Raw genomic sequence first — 17,428 nt, 5'->3', positions numbered from 1 at the left:
CCGGCATGAAAGGCACAACTATTTTCTTTCTATCTATTCTGTTAATGACGGCAGGTTGCAAAAGACAGAATCCAACGGCAGACGACTTGATCACGGTAGATGTCACCAAAAACTCTTTTCCCAAAAAGGAACTGATCCTTCAAGACTTCATGGATGTTGAATATATTCCGTTAGAAACGAACGACAATTTTATTAATCAAGGATTTGTGCAGGCTGTAGGCAAAGAACTCATATTGGTAACAAACTATAGGGATGACGGTGATATTTTTGTATATGGCCGGAGCGGGAAAGCCGTCCGGAAGATTAATCGCAAAGGGCAAGGAGGGGAAGGATACCATTCCTGCTTGTATCGAAACAAGACGGGAGCATAACCAAAGAGATTAAAACCCCATTTAAAGAAAAGAAGATTTTTATCCAACTATTAAGACATGAAGGAGGGACAAGAGCTGCCGGACCGGGGAATTATAGCAGAATAACCCCCTTTAAGGGTAATTGGATCCTATTGGAGCCTTCGTCAGATACGATCTACACGTTAATGCCTGATTATAGTTTACGCCCGTTTATTGTGCGGACACCACCTATCCACACCATGAATCCGGAATTTTTCCTGATTCTGAAGTTGGTTTCCAATCGTTATTATTTCATGGAAAGCATCAAGAATGTATATGATTTCAGCAAAGAAGAAGGGTTTCCGAAAACATACTTTGTGTACGATACACAGGAAAAGGACTTCTTCAGATATATCATTTATAATGGCGATTATTCCTATAAAAAAGAACTCTATATGGTTATGCTGACCCCGATCAATTCCAAAGGTGAATCATGGGCTACCCTAAATGCTTTCGAACTTTGCAGAGACTATGAAAAAGGGAAGTTGAAAGGCAAACTAAAAGAGATCGCATCAAAACTGGACGAAGACTCCAATCCGGTAATCATGTTGATAAAACACAAAAAGAGAAACTTATAAACGTGCAGTGTTCTTTTTAGGACTCTGCGTAAGGAGGTAATGCAAAACCTTTATGTTTTTTAGCAAGTGCTTATATGAGAATTCCGGTTTTGGTTATATCAAGATTGGAACGCATTTATTATTTCCAATACCGCTAATTTCAAAGGAGGCAAACTTTGTTTGACAATAGCAAATATAATTTCTTCATCGATATTAGCATATTCATGCGATATAATATTTCGAAGAGCTACAATTTTGCGCCAAGGAATTTCAGGATATTCAAGCAGCAACTTTCCACTTGTGTACTCATCTATTTTTTTAATATTTTCTCCAATGGTTTGAATACGCATTATGCAACCATCAAAAATTAATACACGTTCTGATGAAAGAAGAAAGTCTTCAGGTTTTTGAATTGGCTCACTCCACGTCATTATTAAATCAATAGATTCTACAATCTGTTCACAACGATCCAATATCTTCCCATTATCAAACATAAATTCCATCTTTAAAAATATTTCTTTTTAATGCCGGCCGCAGAGAGTCACGCAACCGAACCAGATCAACCTTGCATTTGCATAAAGATTCCAATAGCTCTTTCATATCAAAAACGGTGAAAGGTCCAACCTTTTCGAGGGAGACGAACAGATCAAGGTCACTATTTTCGGTCTGTTCGCCTCTAGCAACAGAACCGAATATTCCCAATTCTTTAATTCCAAATTGAGGACCAAATTCTTTCTTGAACTGGGATAGTATTTCTTTATATTCTGCTATAGTTTTCATAATTCCATCCTTTTTACAAAGTTAGAAATAAATCGACAATATGCAACAAGTTTTTATTCCCTAATACTCATCCAAAACAGCCGTCCGCTCATTAAGTCAACAATAAGCGGGCTTTACGGGATATATTTGAAGGGTAATTCAATTATTCATCTTATTTTTACAGGTATGAAAACAGCACTCCTCTTGCTTCTTCTTTTTCTGGCAAACAGCGGTTCGGCCGAAACGTTCGTTCCCTATACACCCGACTCTCTGAAAAAGGGCGATTGGGTGGAAATCGAGTCCGTTCATTATTACCCCTACGTTGCTCCGGGCATCGAAGAAAAGGTTCCCTGGCGCGCGGAAAACATCCGGCGAGTCACCTTCAGGGCGACCGTAACGGATCTGGATGAACGTAGCCTCACCCTCGATTATACGTTCAAGAACCTGTACGATTGCCGGAACGAAGCCGGGAAGCCGGGTTTCCACTATTTTGACAGCCGCTACCGGCAGGACTTCACGTTCGATCATGAGATGGTCGGCAAACAGATCCTGCGCGTCACATACGATCGGGACAGCCGGAAAGCACAGACTTCAGACAGGCAAGAAACAGCCTTTTCTTACTCGAAAAGCTATGTTCCTTTCGGAGTAAGACAAGCCGGGTTGTCCGCCTATCCGGGAACGGCTGTCCGGGATTCCTTACCCCTGGACAAACTGCTTGCACCGGCGGCACATGCTCTCCTGACCGGCTGGCAGGAAGACGGGATGCCCCGGCTGACGCAAGACACACGGGTCATCGACGCTTCGTTCGCCCTTCCTCCGAATACAGAGTTTACGTGTAGCCATGTCAATTTCGACCTGTCTGACGATTCGACCGTCCACAAAAAGATATTCATCGCCTACCCGACCGAATACAAAGTGGGCGAACGGGTGACACTCCTACTCACTCCGGGAGATTCTATCACGCAAGACAAAGAACGGTTTGCCCAAACACATATCCGGCACTATCAAGGACGGGGAAGCGAACAGAACAATATCCAATACAGCTTCCGGAGGTTCGCAGACATATATGACCCTAACATACGAAGTTTGGGCCCTATCACTCCCGACCAGGTAAAAAAAGCATTTCAAACCCGTGATTCCCTTTTTCAGATTGCATTAGAGAAGGATTTCAAGCATTTGGATCCATACTGGCGAAAGGTGTTCGAACATTCGGAACGATATTTCGAAGGGACGTTTGTCCTCGAGTTTTACATGAGGGCCACCGACAAACAGGCTTGGCAAGAAAGCGGTCTGCTTGACTGGCAGGCTCCTTATTTCGCATCGGTCAATCCGCTTATCGACTTTGCATACAGCCTGCAAAAGCCAGGCGCAGCCACCTACTATTATTTCCTGTACGCATATTCAATCTATAAGAGACAAGAGTTCAAATCCGACAACCTGTGCTTGAACAAACAAAGAAAACTATCCCCGCAGGAAGAGTATAGCCTAAATAAACAACTCTTTTCCGGCTTTCCTAAATACATAGTAACAGGATCCACCCTACAACAACTGATGCACAACAATATGCTATCCGAAATAGAAGAGGATTACAACGATTTCATCCGCTCCTGTCCGGATACCAGCTTGAATAACCAGATAAAAAGAACATACGATAAACTATTGCCTTTTGAAACCGGAAAGAATATCAGGGAGAGCGGCCTTATGATAGCCGATAGCCTGCATCTGGCGGAAGGAAGCGACCGAAAATACATCCTGCTGTTTTTATCAGCAAGGGAGCAAGGTCTTCCTGCGCCAAGCCTACAAAATGCACTCGATTTCAAAAAAAGCCTCGAATCGGAAGGACTTGCCTCCATCGTGCAACTCGAGTTATATTCAAAATTCCAATCTAACAATGCCCAACGGGTAAAACCCTTTAAAGCAATTTCCGATCTTCAAATAGAGGAATTAAAACAGAGGGGACTCGGCACTATGACCATCCTGATGCGCGAAGACGGGACCATCCTCCATCGGCAGTTTACGGGTTGGGAATTTGATCCCAAACCCGCCTTAGCAATCATTCAAAACGACCTGAAACGGGAGGACGAATCTTTCAACGATTTTCTAAAAGGATTCAAGGAAGGAGTATTAGGTACGCTTTTAATCGTGGCAATCATCGGTATCGTTTATTATTTTCGGGTGAGAGGGAAACAAAAGAAGGAGCGTAACCGCCGCCGTATCCGTGAACTCGAACTACGCGCCATCCGTTCCCAAATGAACCCGCATTTCATTTTCAATGCGCTCAGTTCGATCCAGAACCTGATCAACCGCTCGGCCAACCAGGAGGCAAATAAGTACTTGATCGACTTCTCACGCCTGTTGCGAAAAGTGCTGGCGACTTCCGAAAAGAAACTGGTCCCCCTCTCCGACGAGCTTGAACAGCTACAGCTCTACCTGAAACTCGAACAGCTCCGTTTCCCCTTCTTCTACTCGCTGACGGTAGACAAAAATATCGAACCGGATGCGATCGAGATTCCGGGAATGCTGATACAGCCTTTCGTCGAAAACGCCGTCAAACACGGAATCGCTCCGCGCGGTACGGGAGAAATCATAATTCGATTATCTTTGCAGGACCAGTTGTTGGTCATCGACATCATCGACGACGGTCCCGGAATGGAAACTGAAACGGAAAGCGGCTTCGGTATTCGTGCCATCAGCAACGAGTTCGAGATACTGAAGGATTTATACAATACGGAAATCGGCATAACGATCGAAAACAGGCAGAAGAAAGAATCTGTTTCCGGTTGCCACGTCCGGCTATCCATCCCTTTATAAGACAAAATATGGACACCAAAATAACCGCAGCAATCGTAGATGACGAGCAGGGCAACCGGGAGAACCTGCTCCGCATGATCGGGAACTATTGTCCGCAGATCAGGATATCGGCCATTTGCAGCTCCGTCACCGAAGCCCGTACCGTGCTGCCCGAAGCTAAACCGGATATCCTCTTCCTGGATATCCGGTTGGGCGACGACACCGGTTTCTCCCTCTTAGGCAGCCTTCCGGAGATTCCTTTCGAAGTGATTTTCGTTACCGCCTACGACAGCTATGCGATCCAGGCCATCCGCTTCAGTGCGCTCGACTATCTGCTGAAGCCTATCGACCCGGAAGAACTGACGCATGCCGTAGACAAGGCGGTCCAGATCGTCCTCCGGAAACAGGAAAACAAACGGATGCAGAACCTCTTGCAAAACACGCTGGTATTGGACAAGCAGAAGAAAATAGCCCTGTCGGTCGCAGATAAGATAGAGTTTGTAGAAATCGGTTCCATCATCCGTTGCGAATCGGAGAGCAACTACACGACTTTCTTTTTGAAATCGGGAGAAAAACTGATCGTATCGAAGACACTCAAGGAGTTCGACGAACTACTAACCCCCTACCACTTCCTCCGCGTCCACCAGTCGCACCTGATCAACCTGGATGAGATCAAAAGTTTCATCAAGAGCGACGGCGGATATATACGCATGAAAGACGGAGCCTCGGTCAGCATTTCCCGCCAACGGCGAAACTATGTGATGGAAGTATTAAAGCAATTATAGACCAAGCCGCCTGGGCGATCGCTCATTCCTTATATTTCAGATCGAAACGGCCTTCCGTAATGCGTCCGCCTTCGAAAGTGCCGCTGAACACACCGTCCGACATACGGGAGATGTAGACCTTGCCATCCTCCATCTTTTGGTTCTCAAAATATGCATTCCCGTAAGGGAGTGTTTCTCCCTGCTTGGGATCGGCAATCGTAAAACGGATATATGAATCAAGGCCGGTCTGCACCGATATCGTCATCTCGGAACCTTCTTCTCCTTCCAAATATTCCGCAACAGGCAACCCCCACCGCCCGCTCGCATACACCCAGCCGTCGACCAGGCAACCGAATGTATTCGCTCCGGTCGTAGTAGCTTCGGGCATAATCGTCGGATCGACCGATTCGTTCTCTTCACAGGCCACACAAAACAGCAACAAACAGATAAATAACAGATGTCTCATAAGTGTATCTGATTAAAAGTGTAAATTCATACCGAACAATAAGGATAATTGGGAGAAACATCCTCCGCCACCGCTCAATTCAGGAGATTCGACCTGCCATTTCTGCCCGTGATATCTGACCGAATAGCTCTCGGAGGAGGTAACGATCCAATTCAACTTTGCAGAAATCCCCACTAACGGAAAAAGACGATACTCGCCCCCTGCCGACAGATTATAGGCCAGTTTATTCATCGACACATCCCGCGGCTTCCCAAACACAAAGCTTCTATCTTTATAATGCTGGTATCCTACTCCGGTCGATAGAGACAGATTGTATTTCTGCTTTACCATAAACAAGGCCAGCTGAGGTGCGACATAATGCATCAGGATCTTGTCGGAACTTTCGTCACGAGTACTTTTATAACGCGCCCCCTGATAGATAAGTCCGGGAGCGAGCTTAAACGAACCGGAGATATATTTGTCTCCCAAGAAATAATAGTCGGCATCCCAGGCAATCCCATTCCGCAAATCATTTCGATAAGCATCGGAGTTGTTCGTGATCCCGATCATTTTTCCCAAATACCAGGAAGGTCCTACGCGAACAGAGAACATCGACTTTCCGACAGACGTCTCTTGGGCTAAAACCGACACAGCCTGTATCAACAGCCCTAACAAAAGTAGATACTTTTTCATAACATTTCTTTTAGACTTACAATCATAAATATAAGATGCTCAAAACCAGTCAAACGTTGCACAGGTTGTTATGACAGGATCGTATTGTTTCTCCTATCCTATCTCCAAAGTATCGCATGGAGATGATTCTCAAATATAACCAAAATCCCGGACAAACTATTATCTTTGCACAAGAAACAAAGACAATTAGGACAATGACTTTCAATTACGATGTGATCGTGGTCGGTGCCGGTCATGCAGGCTGTGAAGCCGCAGCGGCTGCCGCCAATTTAGGTTCGAAGACGCTTCTCATTACGATGGACATGAACAAGATTGCGCAGATGAGTTGCAATCCGGCTGTCGGAGGCATAGCCAAAGGACAGATCGTCCGTGAAATCGACGCTTTAGGCGGTTATATGGGAATCGTGACGGACCGGACCGCCATCCAGTTCCGCATGCTGAACCGGAGCAAGGGGCCGGCCATGTGGAGCCCGCGCTCCCAAAGCGACCGCGCCCGTTTCATCGAATGTTGGCGGGGAATACTGGAAAACCTTCCGAACCTGTATATCTGGCAGGATACCGTACGCGAACTGTTGCTCGACGGAAATACCGTATGCGGCGTAAAGACTTATATGGGAGTCGAGTTCCATGCGAAAAGCGTAGTCTTGACAAACGGGACTTTCCTGAACGGGCTCATGCATATCGGGCGGACACAGATCAGAGGCGGGCGCATAGCCGAACCGGCAGCAACGGGACTGACCGAACAACTGGTTTCAATAGGGATCCGGTCCGCACGCATGAAGACCGGGACGCCTGTGCGTATCGACGCACGCAGCGTGCACTTCGATGAAATGGCGGAACAGCCCGGAGAAAACGACTTCCATAAGTTTTCTTATATGAACACTTCGCAGCGCGTTCTGAAACAGTTAAGTTGCTGGACGACGTTCACCAACGAGGCCTGCCATGCAGTCCTGCGCGAAGGCCTCCCCGACTCCCCGTTGTATAACGGACAGATCAAGAGCATCGGCCCGCGCTACTGTCCGAGCATCGAGACGAAGATCGTGACGTTTGCAGACAAGCCCCAGCATCAGCTCTTCCTGGAACCGGAAGGCGAAACGACACAGGAATACTACCTAAACGGTTTCTCTTCCTCCCTTCCGTTGGAGATACAGTTGCGAGCCCTGCAACAGATACCGGCATTCCGCGACATACAGATCTACCGTCCGGGATATGCCATCGAATATGATTTCTTCGATCCGACGCAGCTCCATCATAATTTGGAAACAAAACTAATCCGCAACCTGTTCTTTGCCGGACAGATCAACGGAACGACCGGCTACGAGGAAGCCGGCGGACAAGGATTGGTGGCCGGAATAAACGCACATATCAACTGCCACGGCGGAGAATCGTTCGTGTTAGGGCGCGACGAAGCCTATATCGGCGTACTGATCGACGATCTTGTTACGAAAGGTGTGGACGAGCCTTACCGCATGTTTACCTCACGTGCAGAATACCGCATTCTGCTCCGCCAGGATGATGCGGACATGCGCTTGACGGAAAAGTCGTATCATCTTGGTTTGGCAAAACAAGACCGCCACGAGCTGCTGAAAGAGAAAAAGGCAAGCCGGGATGCGATTATTTCTTTTGCAGAGAACTACTCAATCAAACCGCAATATATAAACAGCGGCCTGGAGGCTTTGGGTACTACCCCGCTCTCACACGGATGCAAATTGATTGAACTGATTCCACGCCCTCAAATCACGTTGGAGAATATCGCGGAACTGGTTCCGGCATTCCGGGCAGAGCTGGATAAGGTTCCTGTTTCACGAAAAGAGGAGATCATCGAGGCGGCAGAAATCCTAATCAAGTACAGCGGCTATATTCGCCGCGAGCAGATCATCGCCGACAAGATAAACCGTTTGGAGAATATCCATATCAAAGGCAAATTCGATTACAATTCGATCCAGTCTTTGTCTACGGAAGCCCGGCAGAAACTGACACGGATAGACCCGGACACGATAGCCCAGGCAAGCCGCATTCCGGGCATCTCGCCAAGCGACATCAACATCCTCCTGGTGATGCTGGGGCGCTAAACGCGAAATGTTCCACGTGAAACATTTACTTTAACAACAATAGCGTAAAAGACTGAAAATAGGATAGAAAGATAAGCAAAAAGAAATGAGCGCGACCGAGGAACATATAAAGAACATCCTTTCCGTCATACCGGAATCGCCTGGCTGCTACCAATACTTTGACGAGAAGGGAACGATCATCTATGTAGGCAAAGCAAAGAATCTGAAGCGTCGTGTCTCCTCCTATTTCAACAAAGAACACGACAGCAACAAAACACGCGTTCTGGTCAAACAGATACGGGACATCAAATACTTTGTTGTCGACACGGAAGAGGATGCGCTTCTTCTGGAGAATAACCTGATCAAGCAATATCGTCCCCGATACAACGTGCTGCTGAAAGACGACAAGACCTATCCGTCTATCGTTGTCAAGAACGAATATTTTCCGCGCATATTCCAAACCCGGAATATCGTACGGGACGGTTCGCGCTATTACGGTCCCTACCCTTCCGTCTACACGGCAAAGGTCATGCTGCAAATGCTGAAAGAGCTGTATCCGCTACGCACCTGCAAATATCCTCTTACACCCGAATCCATCGCGGAAGGGCGATACAAAGTTTGCCTCGAATACCATATCAAACGATGCAAAGGGCCTTGTGAAGGATTGCAGACATTGGAGGAATACCAGCAAAATATTTCCGAAATAAAGGAAATCCTGCGTGGGAATATCTCGCAGATAAGCAAACATCTGTATGAAGAGATGCAGAAACTGGCGGGAGAATTGCGGTTCGAGGAAGCACAGAAGATCAAAGAAAAGTATGAAGTCATCGAAAATTACCGTTCCAAATCGACAGTGGTCACCCCGATGCTCCACAATATAGATGTATTCTCGCTGGCCGAAAACGAGAATTCCGCCTACATCAATTACCTGCATATCGGCAACGGGGCGATCGTGCAAGCCTATACGTTCGAATATAAAAAGCGCCTGGACGAGTCGAAAGAGGACCTGCTTAGCTTAGGGATCATCGAAATGCGCAATCGCTTTAAAAGCACTGCACGCGAAATCATCGTTCCTTTTCCACTGGATATAGAGTTGGAAAACGTTTCGATCACCGTTCCGCAGCGCGGAGATAAAAAGAAGCTGGTGGAATTATCGGAGATGAACGTGAAGCAGTATAAGGTCGACAAGCTGAAACAGGCGGAGAAGTTGAACCCGGAGCAACGCAGCACACGTCTTTTAAAAGAGATACAGGAGACGCTTCATCTTCCCAAACTGCCGGCCCATATCGAGTGTTTCGACAATTCCAACATACAGGGAAGCGACGCGGTGGCTGCATGTGTCGTCTTCAAAATGGCGAAACCATCGAAAAAAGATTACCGGAAATACAACATCAAAACGGTTGTCGGCCCAGACGATTACGCCTCGATGAAAGAGGTCGTACGCCGCCGCTACCAGCGTGCCATCGCTGAAGAGACTCCCCTGCCCGACCTGATCATCACCGACGGTGGAAAGGGGCAAATGGAAGTTGTGCGCGAAGTGATCCAGGACGAACTGCACTTGGACATTCCGATAGCCGGGCTGGCAAAAGACGGGAAACACCGGACTTCGGAACTCCTGTTCGGCTTCCCTCCCGAAACAATCGGCATGCCGATACAAAGTTTCATGTTCAAATTCTTCACCCAAATACAGGACGAGGTGCATCGTTTCGCCATCACTTTCCACAAGGATAAGCGAAGCAAAAGCCAAACAAAATCCGAATTGGATACGATAAAAGGGATCGGAGAAAAAACAAAAGTATTACTTTTACGTCATTTTAAGAGTGTAAAGCGAATACGCGAAGCCAGCTTCGACGAGCTGAAAGAGGTGATCGGAGAAGCCAAAACAAAAGCATTATTAAATGGTTTAAAATAAAGATATGAGAACATTGATACAACGGGTACAACATGCCTCCGTGACCATAGACGGACAGCTGAAGTCCAAAATCGGGAAAGGCCTGCTTGTACTGGTCGGTATTGAAGACCGCGACACACAGGAGGACATCGAATGGTTGTGCAAGAAGATTGCCAACCTGCGCATCTTTGACGATGAAAACGGGGTTATGAACCGTTCTGTCGTCGAAACGGAAGGGGAAGTGATGGTGGTTAGCCAGTTTACCTTGCACGCCTCCACAAAGAAGGGAAACCGCCCTTCCTATATCCATGCCTCCAAACCGGACATAGCTATTCCGATGTACGAGGCTTTCTGCGCTGAGATGGGCTTGCAGATCGGAAAGGAAGTACAGACCGGAACGTTCGGCGCCGACATGAAAGTGGAACTGCTGAACGACGGTCCTGTCACAATCTGGATCGACTCACAGAACAAAGAATAATAAAAGATATGGCAGAAATTACACTCAAACAGGCACAGGAGCAGGTGGACAACTGGATCAAAACGTATGGCGTCCGCTACTTCAACGAACTGACGAATATGACCATCCTGACCGAAGAAGTCGGCGAACTGGCCCGCATCATGGCCCGCACATACGGCGAACAGTCTTTCAAGGAGAGCGACAAACACCGCGATTTAGGCGATGAAATGGCCGATGTCCTATGGGTATTGCTCTGCCTTGCCAACCAGACAGGCGTCGACCTGACGGCTGCTTTTGAAAAGAATCTGCAAAAGAAAACGGACCGGGATAAAGAACGACATATAAACAATAAAAAGTTATAAGATTATGGTACACGAACACGATCACGAATGTGGATGCGGACATCATCACCACGATGAAGATCCCGAACATCTCCACACCAACAAATACCAACAGGCATTCGCCAAATTCGAAGCGGCCGGCACGACGGAAGAAGTGGCCGGACAGGTAAAAACACTGCTCGGAAAACATGGGAACGACAACTTCACTCCCGACGTTCTGAAACAGATTCACGGTTTCATCGACCTGACTTCCCTCACCAGTATCGACACGAAAGAGAGCATCTGGAAGCTGGTCGACAAAGTAAACGATTTCGAAGGAACCCGCCCCGACGTACCCAACGTGGCTGCCATCTGTACCTATCCCCTGTTCGTGGAGACGGTAAAAGAAGCCCTCTCTGCACAGGAGGTAAAGATTGCATCCGTAGCAGGCGGTTTCCCCTCCTCGCAGACCTTCATGGAAATAAAGATTGCCGAAACGGCGATGGCCGTCATGCAGGGAGCCGATGAAATCGACGTTGTCATGAACTTAGGTTATTTCCTCGAAGAAAATTATGACGAACTTAGCGAAGAAATCCAGGAGATCAAAGAGAGCTGCCGTGATGCCAAACTGAAGGTCATCCTCGAAACAGGCGCTCTCCTGACGCCCGAAAGCATTCAGAAAGCAGCCATCCTTGCAGTCTATTCCGGTGCGGATTTCATCAAGACATCGACCGGGAAAGGTTATCCGGGTGCCACTCCGGAAGCCGTTTACACGATGTGCCAAGTTCTGAAAAAATACCATTCCATCACAGGAAAGCGTGTCGGCATTAAGGTTGCAGGCGGTGTTCGCACGGCAGAAGAGGCCGTCCGCTACTATACCATCGTCAAGGAAGTATTAGGAAACGACTGGTTGAATAAAGACCTGTTCCGCATAGGAGCCAGCAGCTTGGTGGAAGACATCGAACACCGCCTGGGAAAATAAGAGAAACAACGACATAAATTCGGCGACACCGGGATGTTCCCTCCCGCCACACCCGGATCTCCCCTATACGAACACCCGGATGTAGGGACTGCCTACACCCGGGTGTCGCCATGTTTATATAAGCTGTTTATTCATCTTTCCCCGTATCTTCCGGCTTTTATCTATTGTTTTTCAGGAAATAATCGTTTAATAAGAAGGTATAAGCATGATGGTATGATAGATAAACATGATAGATGAAAAAGCAACTATCATGCTCGTATCAGATTGATATTCAACGAATACAAGAAGAAAATGATAGTATGACAGTAGAAACGTGAAAAACTTATTTGCGACGCTCTACGATGTAGTCGGCAAGTAAGAGCAATCCTTCGCGTGCTTCCGATTCTGGAAGCGTCATCAGAACCTCGACCGCTTTATCACGATATTCCTGCATCCGCTGTTCGGCATATTCGATTCCCCCGTTCGCTTTGGCAAAATCAATCAGCAAGCTGATATTTTCTGTGGTAAAATCTTTTTCCTTTATGATCCGAAGACATTTGTCCACCTCTTCCCTCCTGCCCGTCTTCAACGCGTGCAGCAAAGGAAGCGTAACCTTTCCTTCCCGGATATCGTTGCCGGTAGGTTTTCCTATATTCGCCTCTTTGAAGTAGTCGAAGATATCATCTTTGATTTGGAAACAGTAACCTAAGTATTCACCGAACTCACGGCATTTTTCCACCATTTCACCGGACGCGCCGACAGAAATGGAACCGATCTCGGCACATGCGGAAAGCAACATGGCCGTCTTTTTCCGTATCACCTGCATATAGCAGGACTCGTCGATAATGCTTTCTTCGGCCGTTTCCAACTGTTTGATCTCCCCTTCCGAAAGATCGCGGCCCAGGTTGGAAACAATACCTATGATTTGCAGATTACCTGTCTGGATGGAACGGATCAACGCGGTGGAAAGGACATAATCGCCCACTAAGACTGAAATGCGGTTATCGAATATGGCATTCAGGGAAGGAACGCCGCGACGCTGTTTTGTCTCGTCGATCACATCATCATGGATAAGCGTGGCAGTATGAAGTAACTCCAGCAAAACAGCCGAATTAATCGTATTATCCGTTACCTGCCCGCATGCTTTAGCTGTCAAAAGTACCAATAAGGGGCGGACATGTTTTCCGCTCGCATTCAGTATCCGGTCAATAGCCGATTGCAAACGATTCGTTTCGCTTCGCAGCGAAGCAGCAAACTCATCATTAAAACGTTTAAACTCTACGGCAACCGGTTGTTCTATTTTACTTCTATCCTTCATAATCGATCCTAAGATGCGCAAAAGTAACAAAAAGTATCGAGTAAGCGAGTTTTTTCGTACATTTACCGACAATTGTCACACTAAAACGTGTTAAAAGAGATGAAGTTATTCCTCATAGATGCATATGCATTGATTTATCGGTCTTACTACGCTTTTATCAAGAATCCGCGTATCAACTCCAAAGGTATGAACACTTCGGCAATCTTTGGTTTTATCAACAGCCTGGAAGATGTCCTGAAACGTGAAAACCCGACCCATATAGCAGTAGCCTTCGACCCGAAAGGCCCGACTTTCCGCCACGAAGCCTACGAACAGTACAAGGCGCAACGGCAAGAGACACCGGAAGATATCCGCAAGTCGGTCCCGTTCATCAAAAATATCATTGAAGCTTACAATATCCCGATTCTGGAAGTCCCGCGCTATGAGGCCGACGATGTCATCGGCACGGTTGCCAAGCAAGCCGAAAAAGAAGGTTTCGAGGTGTATATGATGACACCGGATAAAGACTACGGCCAGTTGGTATCCGAACATATATTCATGTACCGCCCCCGCTTCGGCGGCGACTACGAGATTATGGGCGTACCCGAAGTGTTGGGCAAATACGGCCTGACATCCGTCGACCAGGTGATCGACCTTTTAGGGCTGATGGGCGACAGTTCCGACAATATCCCCGGATGTCCGGGTGTCGGCGAAAAGACCGCCCAAAAATTATTGACCGAATTCGGAACAATCGAAAATCTTTTGGAGAATACCGACAAGCTGAAAGGTTCCCTCCAAAAGAAGGTCACGGAGAACAGGGAACAAATTCGTTTCTCCAAATTCCTGGCAACAATCAAGACAGATGCCCCGATCCGGTTCGATGCCGTCAAATGCATCCGGGAAAAGATAAATGAAGAACGTCTCGTAGAGATTTACACCGAATTAGAATTCAGAACATTTATTAACAAAATAGTAGGAGAGCCGGAAAAAGCCAAAACGGAGTCCAAAGCGACATCGGCACCGGCAAAAACCGGCACAAGGAAAAAAGCAGCTCCCGCAGGTCCGATTCAAGGCTCGCTCTTTGAAGAATTTGCGGCCGAGCCTACGGCTGTTCCTAAATATTCGACTCTCGCGGACTTAAAATCCACTCGTCACACTTATCATCTTGTTGATACAGAGGAAAAAATAGCCGAATTAGGCCGTTTTTTGGACGAACAGGATTTTTTTGCTTTTGACACGGAAACAGATGGCATAGACCCGCTGAAGGCAGGATTGGTCGGAATGTCGTTCGCCGTGAAGGAAAACGAGGCTTGGTACGTTCCTGTTCCGGCAGCCCGTGAAGAAGCGGACAAAGTTCTTGCCCACCTCTCTCCTGCCCTGCAGAATCCGAAATCGCTCAAGATCGGACAAAACATAAAATTCGATATCCTTGTCGTCCGCAAATATGGAATCCGGGTAGCCGGCCCTCTATTCGATACGATGATCGCCCATTACCTTCTGAATCCCGAATTGCGTCACGGCATGGACTACCTTGCCGAAACATACCTTAAATATAAAACGGTACGGATCGAGGAACTGATCGGTCCGAGAGGAAGGAAGCAGCTTACCATGCGCGACGTCCCGGTCACCCAAGTAGCCGAATACGCCGCCGAAGATGCAGACATTACGCTCAAGCTGAAAAACTATTTTGCCCCCTGCCTGGAAAAAGAAGGACTCGAATCGCTTTTTTATGACATCGAGATGCCTTTAATATATGTATTGGCCGAAATGGAGTATACGGGAGTGACGCTCGACACCGTCGCCCTGAAACAATCGTCCGAAGAACTGACAGCCGTACTCAAGAAGCTGGAGAAAGAAATTTATGAGCTGGCAGGAATGAAGTTCAACATCAATTCCGCCCGCCAGGTCGGTGAAGTCCTTTTCGATCACCTCAAGATAGAAGAGAAAGCAAGGAAGACGAAGACAGGCAGCTACAGCACGAGTGAAGAGATTCTGGAGAAAATGCGTTCCAAACATCCCGTCGTGGGAAAGCTGCTCGAATATCGCGGACTGAAAAAGCTGCTCAGCACCTATATCGACGCACTACCCGAACTGATCAACCCGGAGACCGGCAAGATCCACACGTCCTACAACCAGGCAGTCACCTCGACCGGCCGCCTCAGTTCCACCAACCCGAACCTACAGAACATTCCGGTACGCGACGAGTTGGGACGTGAAATCAGGAAAGCCTTTACAGCCGACAACAAAGACTGTATTTTCTTCTCCGCCGACTATTCGCAGATCGAGCTTCGTATCATGGCACACCTCAGCCAGGATACACACATGATAGAAGCTTTCCGCAGCGGAGCTGACATCCACGCCGCCACAGCCGCCAAGATATACGGCATTCCGGTTGAAGAAGTCACCTCCGACATGCGCCGGAAAGCAAAAACAGCCAACTTCGGCATTATCTACGGAATCTCTGTCTTCGGGTTAGCCGAACGGCTGAGCATCCCCCGGGCAGAGTCGAAAGAACTGATCGAAGGTTACTTCAAGACCTATCCGGGCATCCGTGCCTACATGGACGAAAGCATCGAAGTGGCAAAAGAAAAAGGATATGTAGAGACCATCTACAAGCGCAAACGTTTCCTGCCGGATATCAACTCCCATAACGCCATCGTGCGGGGATATGCCGAACGAAACGCGATCAACGCTCCGATCCAGGGCAGTGCAGCCGACATCATCAAGGTTGCCATGGTCCGCATCTTCAACCGCTTCGAAACCGAAGGCCTGAAGAGCAAAATGATCCTGCAGGTACACGACGAATTGAACTTTAACGTCTACAAAGACGAACTGGAAAAAGTTAAACAGATCGTATTGGATGAAATGGAAAATGCAATCCAACTGCGAGTCCCCCTAATCGCCGACTGCGGCGAAGGGGTAAACTGGCTGGAAGCACACTAACAAAAACACATAAAGTATGTAAATCACCACATTTATACACTATCTTTGTAGTGAACTTTATTGCAAAGAGTTGCAATATACATAGTAAAACAAAAGCGTTATCATATTGTCCTAAGCAAGAAAATCGCCAATTTTTCATCCAGAAAGGACAGTAGACAACTATTGCCTCACGTTTTTTGTATATATACATAATTATATAAACATTAAGCGTGGGCTGTTGTCTATCTACCGGATGGCTGTTTGGCGATACCTCTTGCTTGGATAGATGGCAGTTCCCACGCTTTTATTATGTTTTCCATCCCAGGGGACAGATGGAGCAAATGGAAAATTATGTATTTCATATTCCCGGACAATCTTCCTCCATCCGTTCAAAAAGCTGCATTCGAATTCACATCCGAAGAGTATCCCCTGTATCATTACATAACACCGGATATAGAGATACTGGATCAGGGAATTTCAATCGCTATCCCGGACGAAGCCAGTCACATCCGTTCTATCCGGTTCACGACATTCCTCAGCCATTTCACATACTATTACGCCGAAAAAGGATATCGGATCGCACAAGGCCTCCATCTCCCCCTCTTTCGGGCTCCGGCAATCGGAGATCTTTACGCGAACGGCGTGGTTATACAGACTGGCGAAAATACCTCCGGCCAGCTCATGGAAGCCGATATAATCCCTTATAAAGGTTCGGTAATGGAGATACAGGAGCAGGCGCTCGATTATTTCGACGCCTTGATCTATTGTGAATCTATTTCCGAAGGGACTTTGGGCAACTGGCATTTGCCGGATATGCTCAATTTGGTATTGCTGCACACCAAGCAACAGGAGTTCAACATGCATCTTGCCAAGCGCCAAGGGACCTTACTATACGACGAAGAATACTGGTGTAAAGACAACAGCGTGATCGATCTGGGGATAACGTTCAATATGGCAAACAACAGCCTCGAAATATGCCTCAAAAAGGAAAAGCGGCAGGTTCGGGCCATACTGGATTACTAAACAACATTTTCTATATCCGATTCGCCTGCCATCCGGTGACATAAATACAAAAGAAAGAGTTTGATACGATTCAATATGACCATGAATAATTTGAAGGTCTCTTCAAAAG

The 17,428-nt window shown here is 47.2% G+C and carries 14 protein-coding genes and 1 pseudogene; 10 read left to right on the top strand and 5 right to left on the bottom strand.

The features are described 5' to 3' along the window. The first annotated feature begins 5 nt into the window (after positions 1-5). Positions 6-967, top strand: a pseudogene (locus BQ9893_RS16735) (6-bladed beta-propeller). Positions 968-1,065: 98 nt separating this feature from the next. On the opposite strand, the gene BQ9893_RS16730 reads toward BQ9893_RS16735, so the two are convergent. Both BQ9893_RS16730 and BQ9893_RS16725 read right to left on the bottom strand, forming a co-directional pair. Then, positions 1,066-1,449 carry a HepT-like ribonuclease domain-containing protein gene (locus tag BQ9893_RS16730; RefSeq protein WP_075966986.1) on the bottom strand — a complete coding sequence of 128 codons (384 nt, stop codon included), beginning with the start codon at positions 1,447-1,449 and terminating at the stop codon, positions 1,066-1,068. Then, entirely contained in the window at positions 1,433-1,726 is a 294-nt protein-coding gene (locus BQ9893_RS16725; protein WP_075966985.1) for a nucleotidyltransferase family protein, read from the bottom strand. The genes BQ9893_RS16730 and BQ9893_RS16725 overlap by 17 nt, the downstream gene beginning before the upstream one ends. Positions 1,727-1,891: 165 nt before the next feature. On the opposite strand from BQ9893_RS16725, the gene BQ9893_RS16720 reads away from it, so the two are divergent. Together BQ9893_RS16720 and BQ9893_RS16715 are read left to right on the top strand one after the other, a co-directional pair. Further along, the gene (locus BQ9893_RS16720) at positions 1,892-4,516 is read left to right on the top strand and encodes a sensor histidine kinase (RefSeq protein WP_075966984.1); all 2,625 of its coding nucleotides are present in this window, start codon (positions 1,892-1,894) and stop codon (positions 4,514-4,516) included. Between the two features lie 8 nt (positions 4,517-4,524). Next, positions 4,525-5,280: a LytR/AlgR family response regulator transcription factor gene (locus BQ9893_RS16715; RefSeq protein WP_075966983.1), complete on the top strand. Its 756-nt coding sequence runs from the start codon at positions 4,525-4,527 to the stop codon at positions 5,278-5,280. Between the two features lie 22 nt (positions 5,281-5,302). On the opposite strand, the gene BQ9893_RS16710 is transcribed toward BQ9893_RS16715, so the two are convergent. Both BQ9893_RS16710 and BQ9893_RS16705 read right to left on the bottom strand, forming a co-directional pair. Beyond that, on the bottom strand, positions 5,303-5,725 hold the full coding sequence (locus BQ9893_RS16710; protein ID WP_075966982.1) for a Riean_0653 family protein: 423 nt from the start codon (positions 5,723-5,725) through the stop codon (positions 5,303-5,305). A 12-nt stretch (positions 5,726-5,737) separates the two neighbouring features. Beyond that, entirely contained in the window at positions 5,738-6,397 is a 660-nt protein-coding gene (locus tag BQ9893_RS16705; protein ID WP_075966981.1) for a hypothetical protein, read from the bottom strand. Positions 6,398-6,591: 194 nt separating this feature from the next. Between BQ9893_RS16705 and mnmG the strand changes: the two genes are divergently transcribed. The 5 genes from mnmG (at position 6,592) to deoC (ending at position 12,098) form a co-directional block, all read left to right on the top strand. Continuing rightward, positions 6,592-8,469, top strand: a complete 1,878-nt coding sequence (mnmG, locus tag BQ9893_RS16700) for a tRNA uridine-5-carboxymethylaminomethyl(34) synthesis enzyme MnmG (protein WP_075966980.1) — start codon at positions 6,592-6,594, stop codon at positions 8,467-8,469. Between the two features lie 85 nt (positions 8,470-8,554). Continuing rightward, entirely contained in the window at positions 8,555-10,360 is a 1,806-nt protein-coding gene (uvrC, locus tag BQ9893_RS16695) for an excinuclease ABC subunit UvrC (RefSeq protein ID WP_075966979.1), read from the top strand. A gap of 4 nt (positions 10,361-10,364) precedes the next feature. Beyond that, positions 10,365-10,817: a D-aminoacyl-tRNA deacylase gene (dtd, locus tag BQ9893_RS16690; protein WP_075966978.1), complete on the top strand. Its 453-nt coding sequence runs from the start codon at positions 10,365-10,367 to the stop codon at positions 10,815-10,817. Between the two features lie 8 nt (positions 10,818-10,825). Beyond that, a complete protein-coding gene (locus BQ9893_RS16685; protein ID WP_081415483.1) occupies positions 10,826-11,158 on the top strand; it encodes a nucleotide pyrophosphohydrolase in 333 nt (110 codons plus the stop codon). Positions 11,159-11,162: 4 nt separating this feature from the next. Beyond that, positions 11,163-12,098 carry a deoxyribose-phosphate aldolase gene (deoC, locus tag BQ9893_RS16680; protein WP_075966977.1) on the top strand — a complete coding sequence of 312 codons (936 nt, stop codon included), beginning with the start codon at positions 11,163-11,165 and terminating at the stop codon, positions 12,096-12,098. 322 nt (positions 12,099-12,420) lie between these two features. Here the strand turns inward: deoC and BQ9893_RS16675 are convergent, their stop codons facing one another. Then, the gene (locus BQ9893_RS16675; RefSeq protein ID WP_075967421.1) at positions 12,421-13,395 is read right to left on the bottom strand and encodes a polyprenyl synthetase family protein; all 975 of its coding nucleotides are present in this window, start codon (positions 13,393-13,395) and stop codon (positions 12,421-12,423) included. Positions 13,396-13,494: 99 nt separating this feature from the next. Here BQ9893_RS16675 and polA point away from each other — a divergent pair, with 99 nt between their 5' ends. After that, complete coding sequence (gene polA / locus BQ9893_RS16670; protein ID WP_075966976.1) at positions 13,495-16,317, top strand: DNA polymerase I; 2,823 nt, start codon at positions 13,495-13,497, stop codon at positions 16,315-16,317. A gap of 330 nt (positions 16,318-16,647) precedes the next feature. Further along, positions 16,648-17,319, top strand: a complete 672-nt coding sequence (locus BQ9893_RS16665; RefSeq protein WP_075966975.1) for a hypothetical protein — start codon at positions 16,648-16,650, stop codon at positions 17,317-17,319. Positions 17,320-17,428: the final 109 nt, after the last annotated feature.

This window comes from Parabacteroides massiliensis (assembly GCF_900155425.1).
In the GTDB taxonomy this organism is placed as follows: domain Bacteria; phylum Bacteroidota; class Bacteroidia; order Bacteroidales; family Tannerellaceae; genus Parabacteroides; species Parabacteroides massiliensis.
Note: the sequence above shows the minus strand (reverse complement) of the source record. Positions and strands in the feature narration are given on the sequence as shown.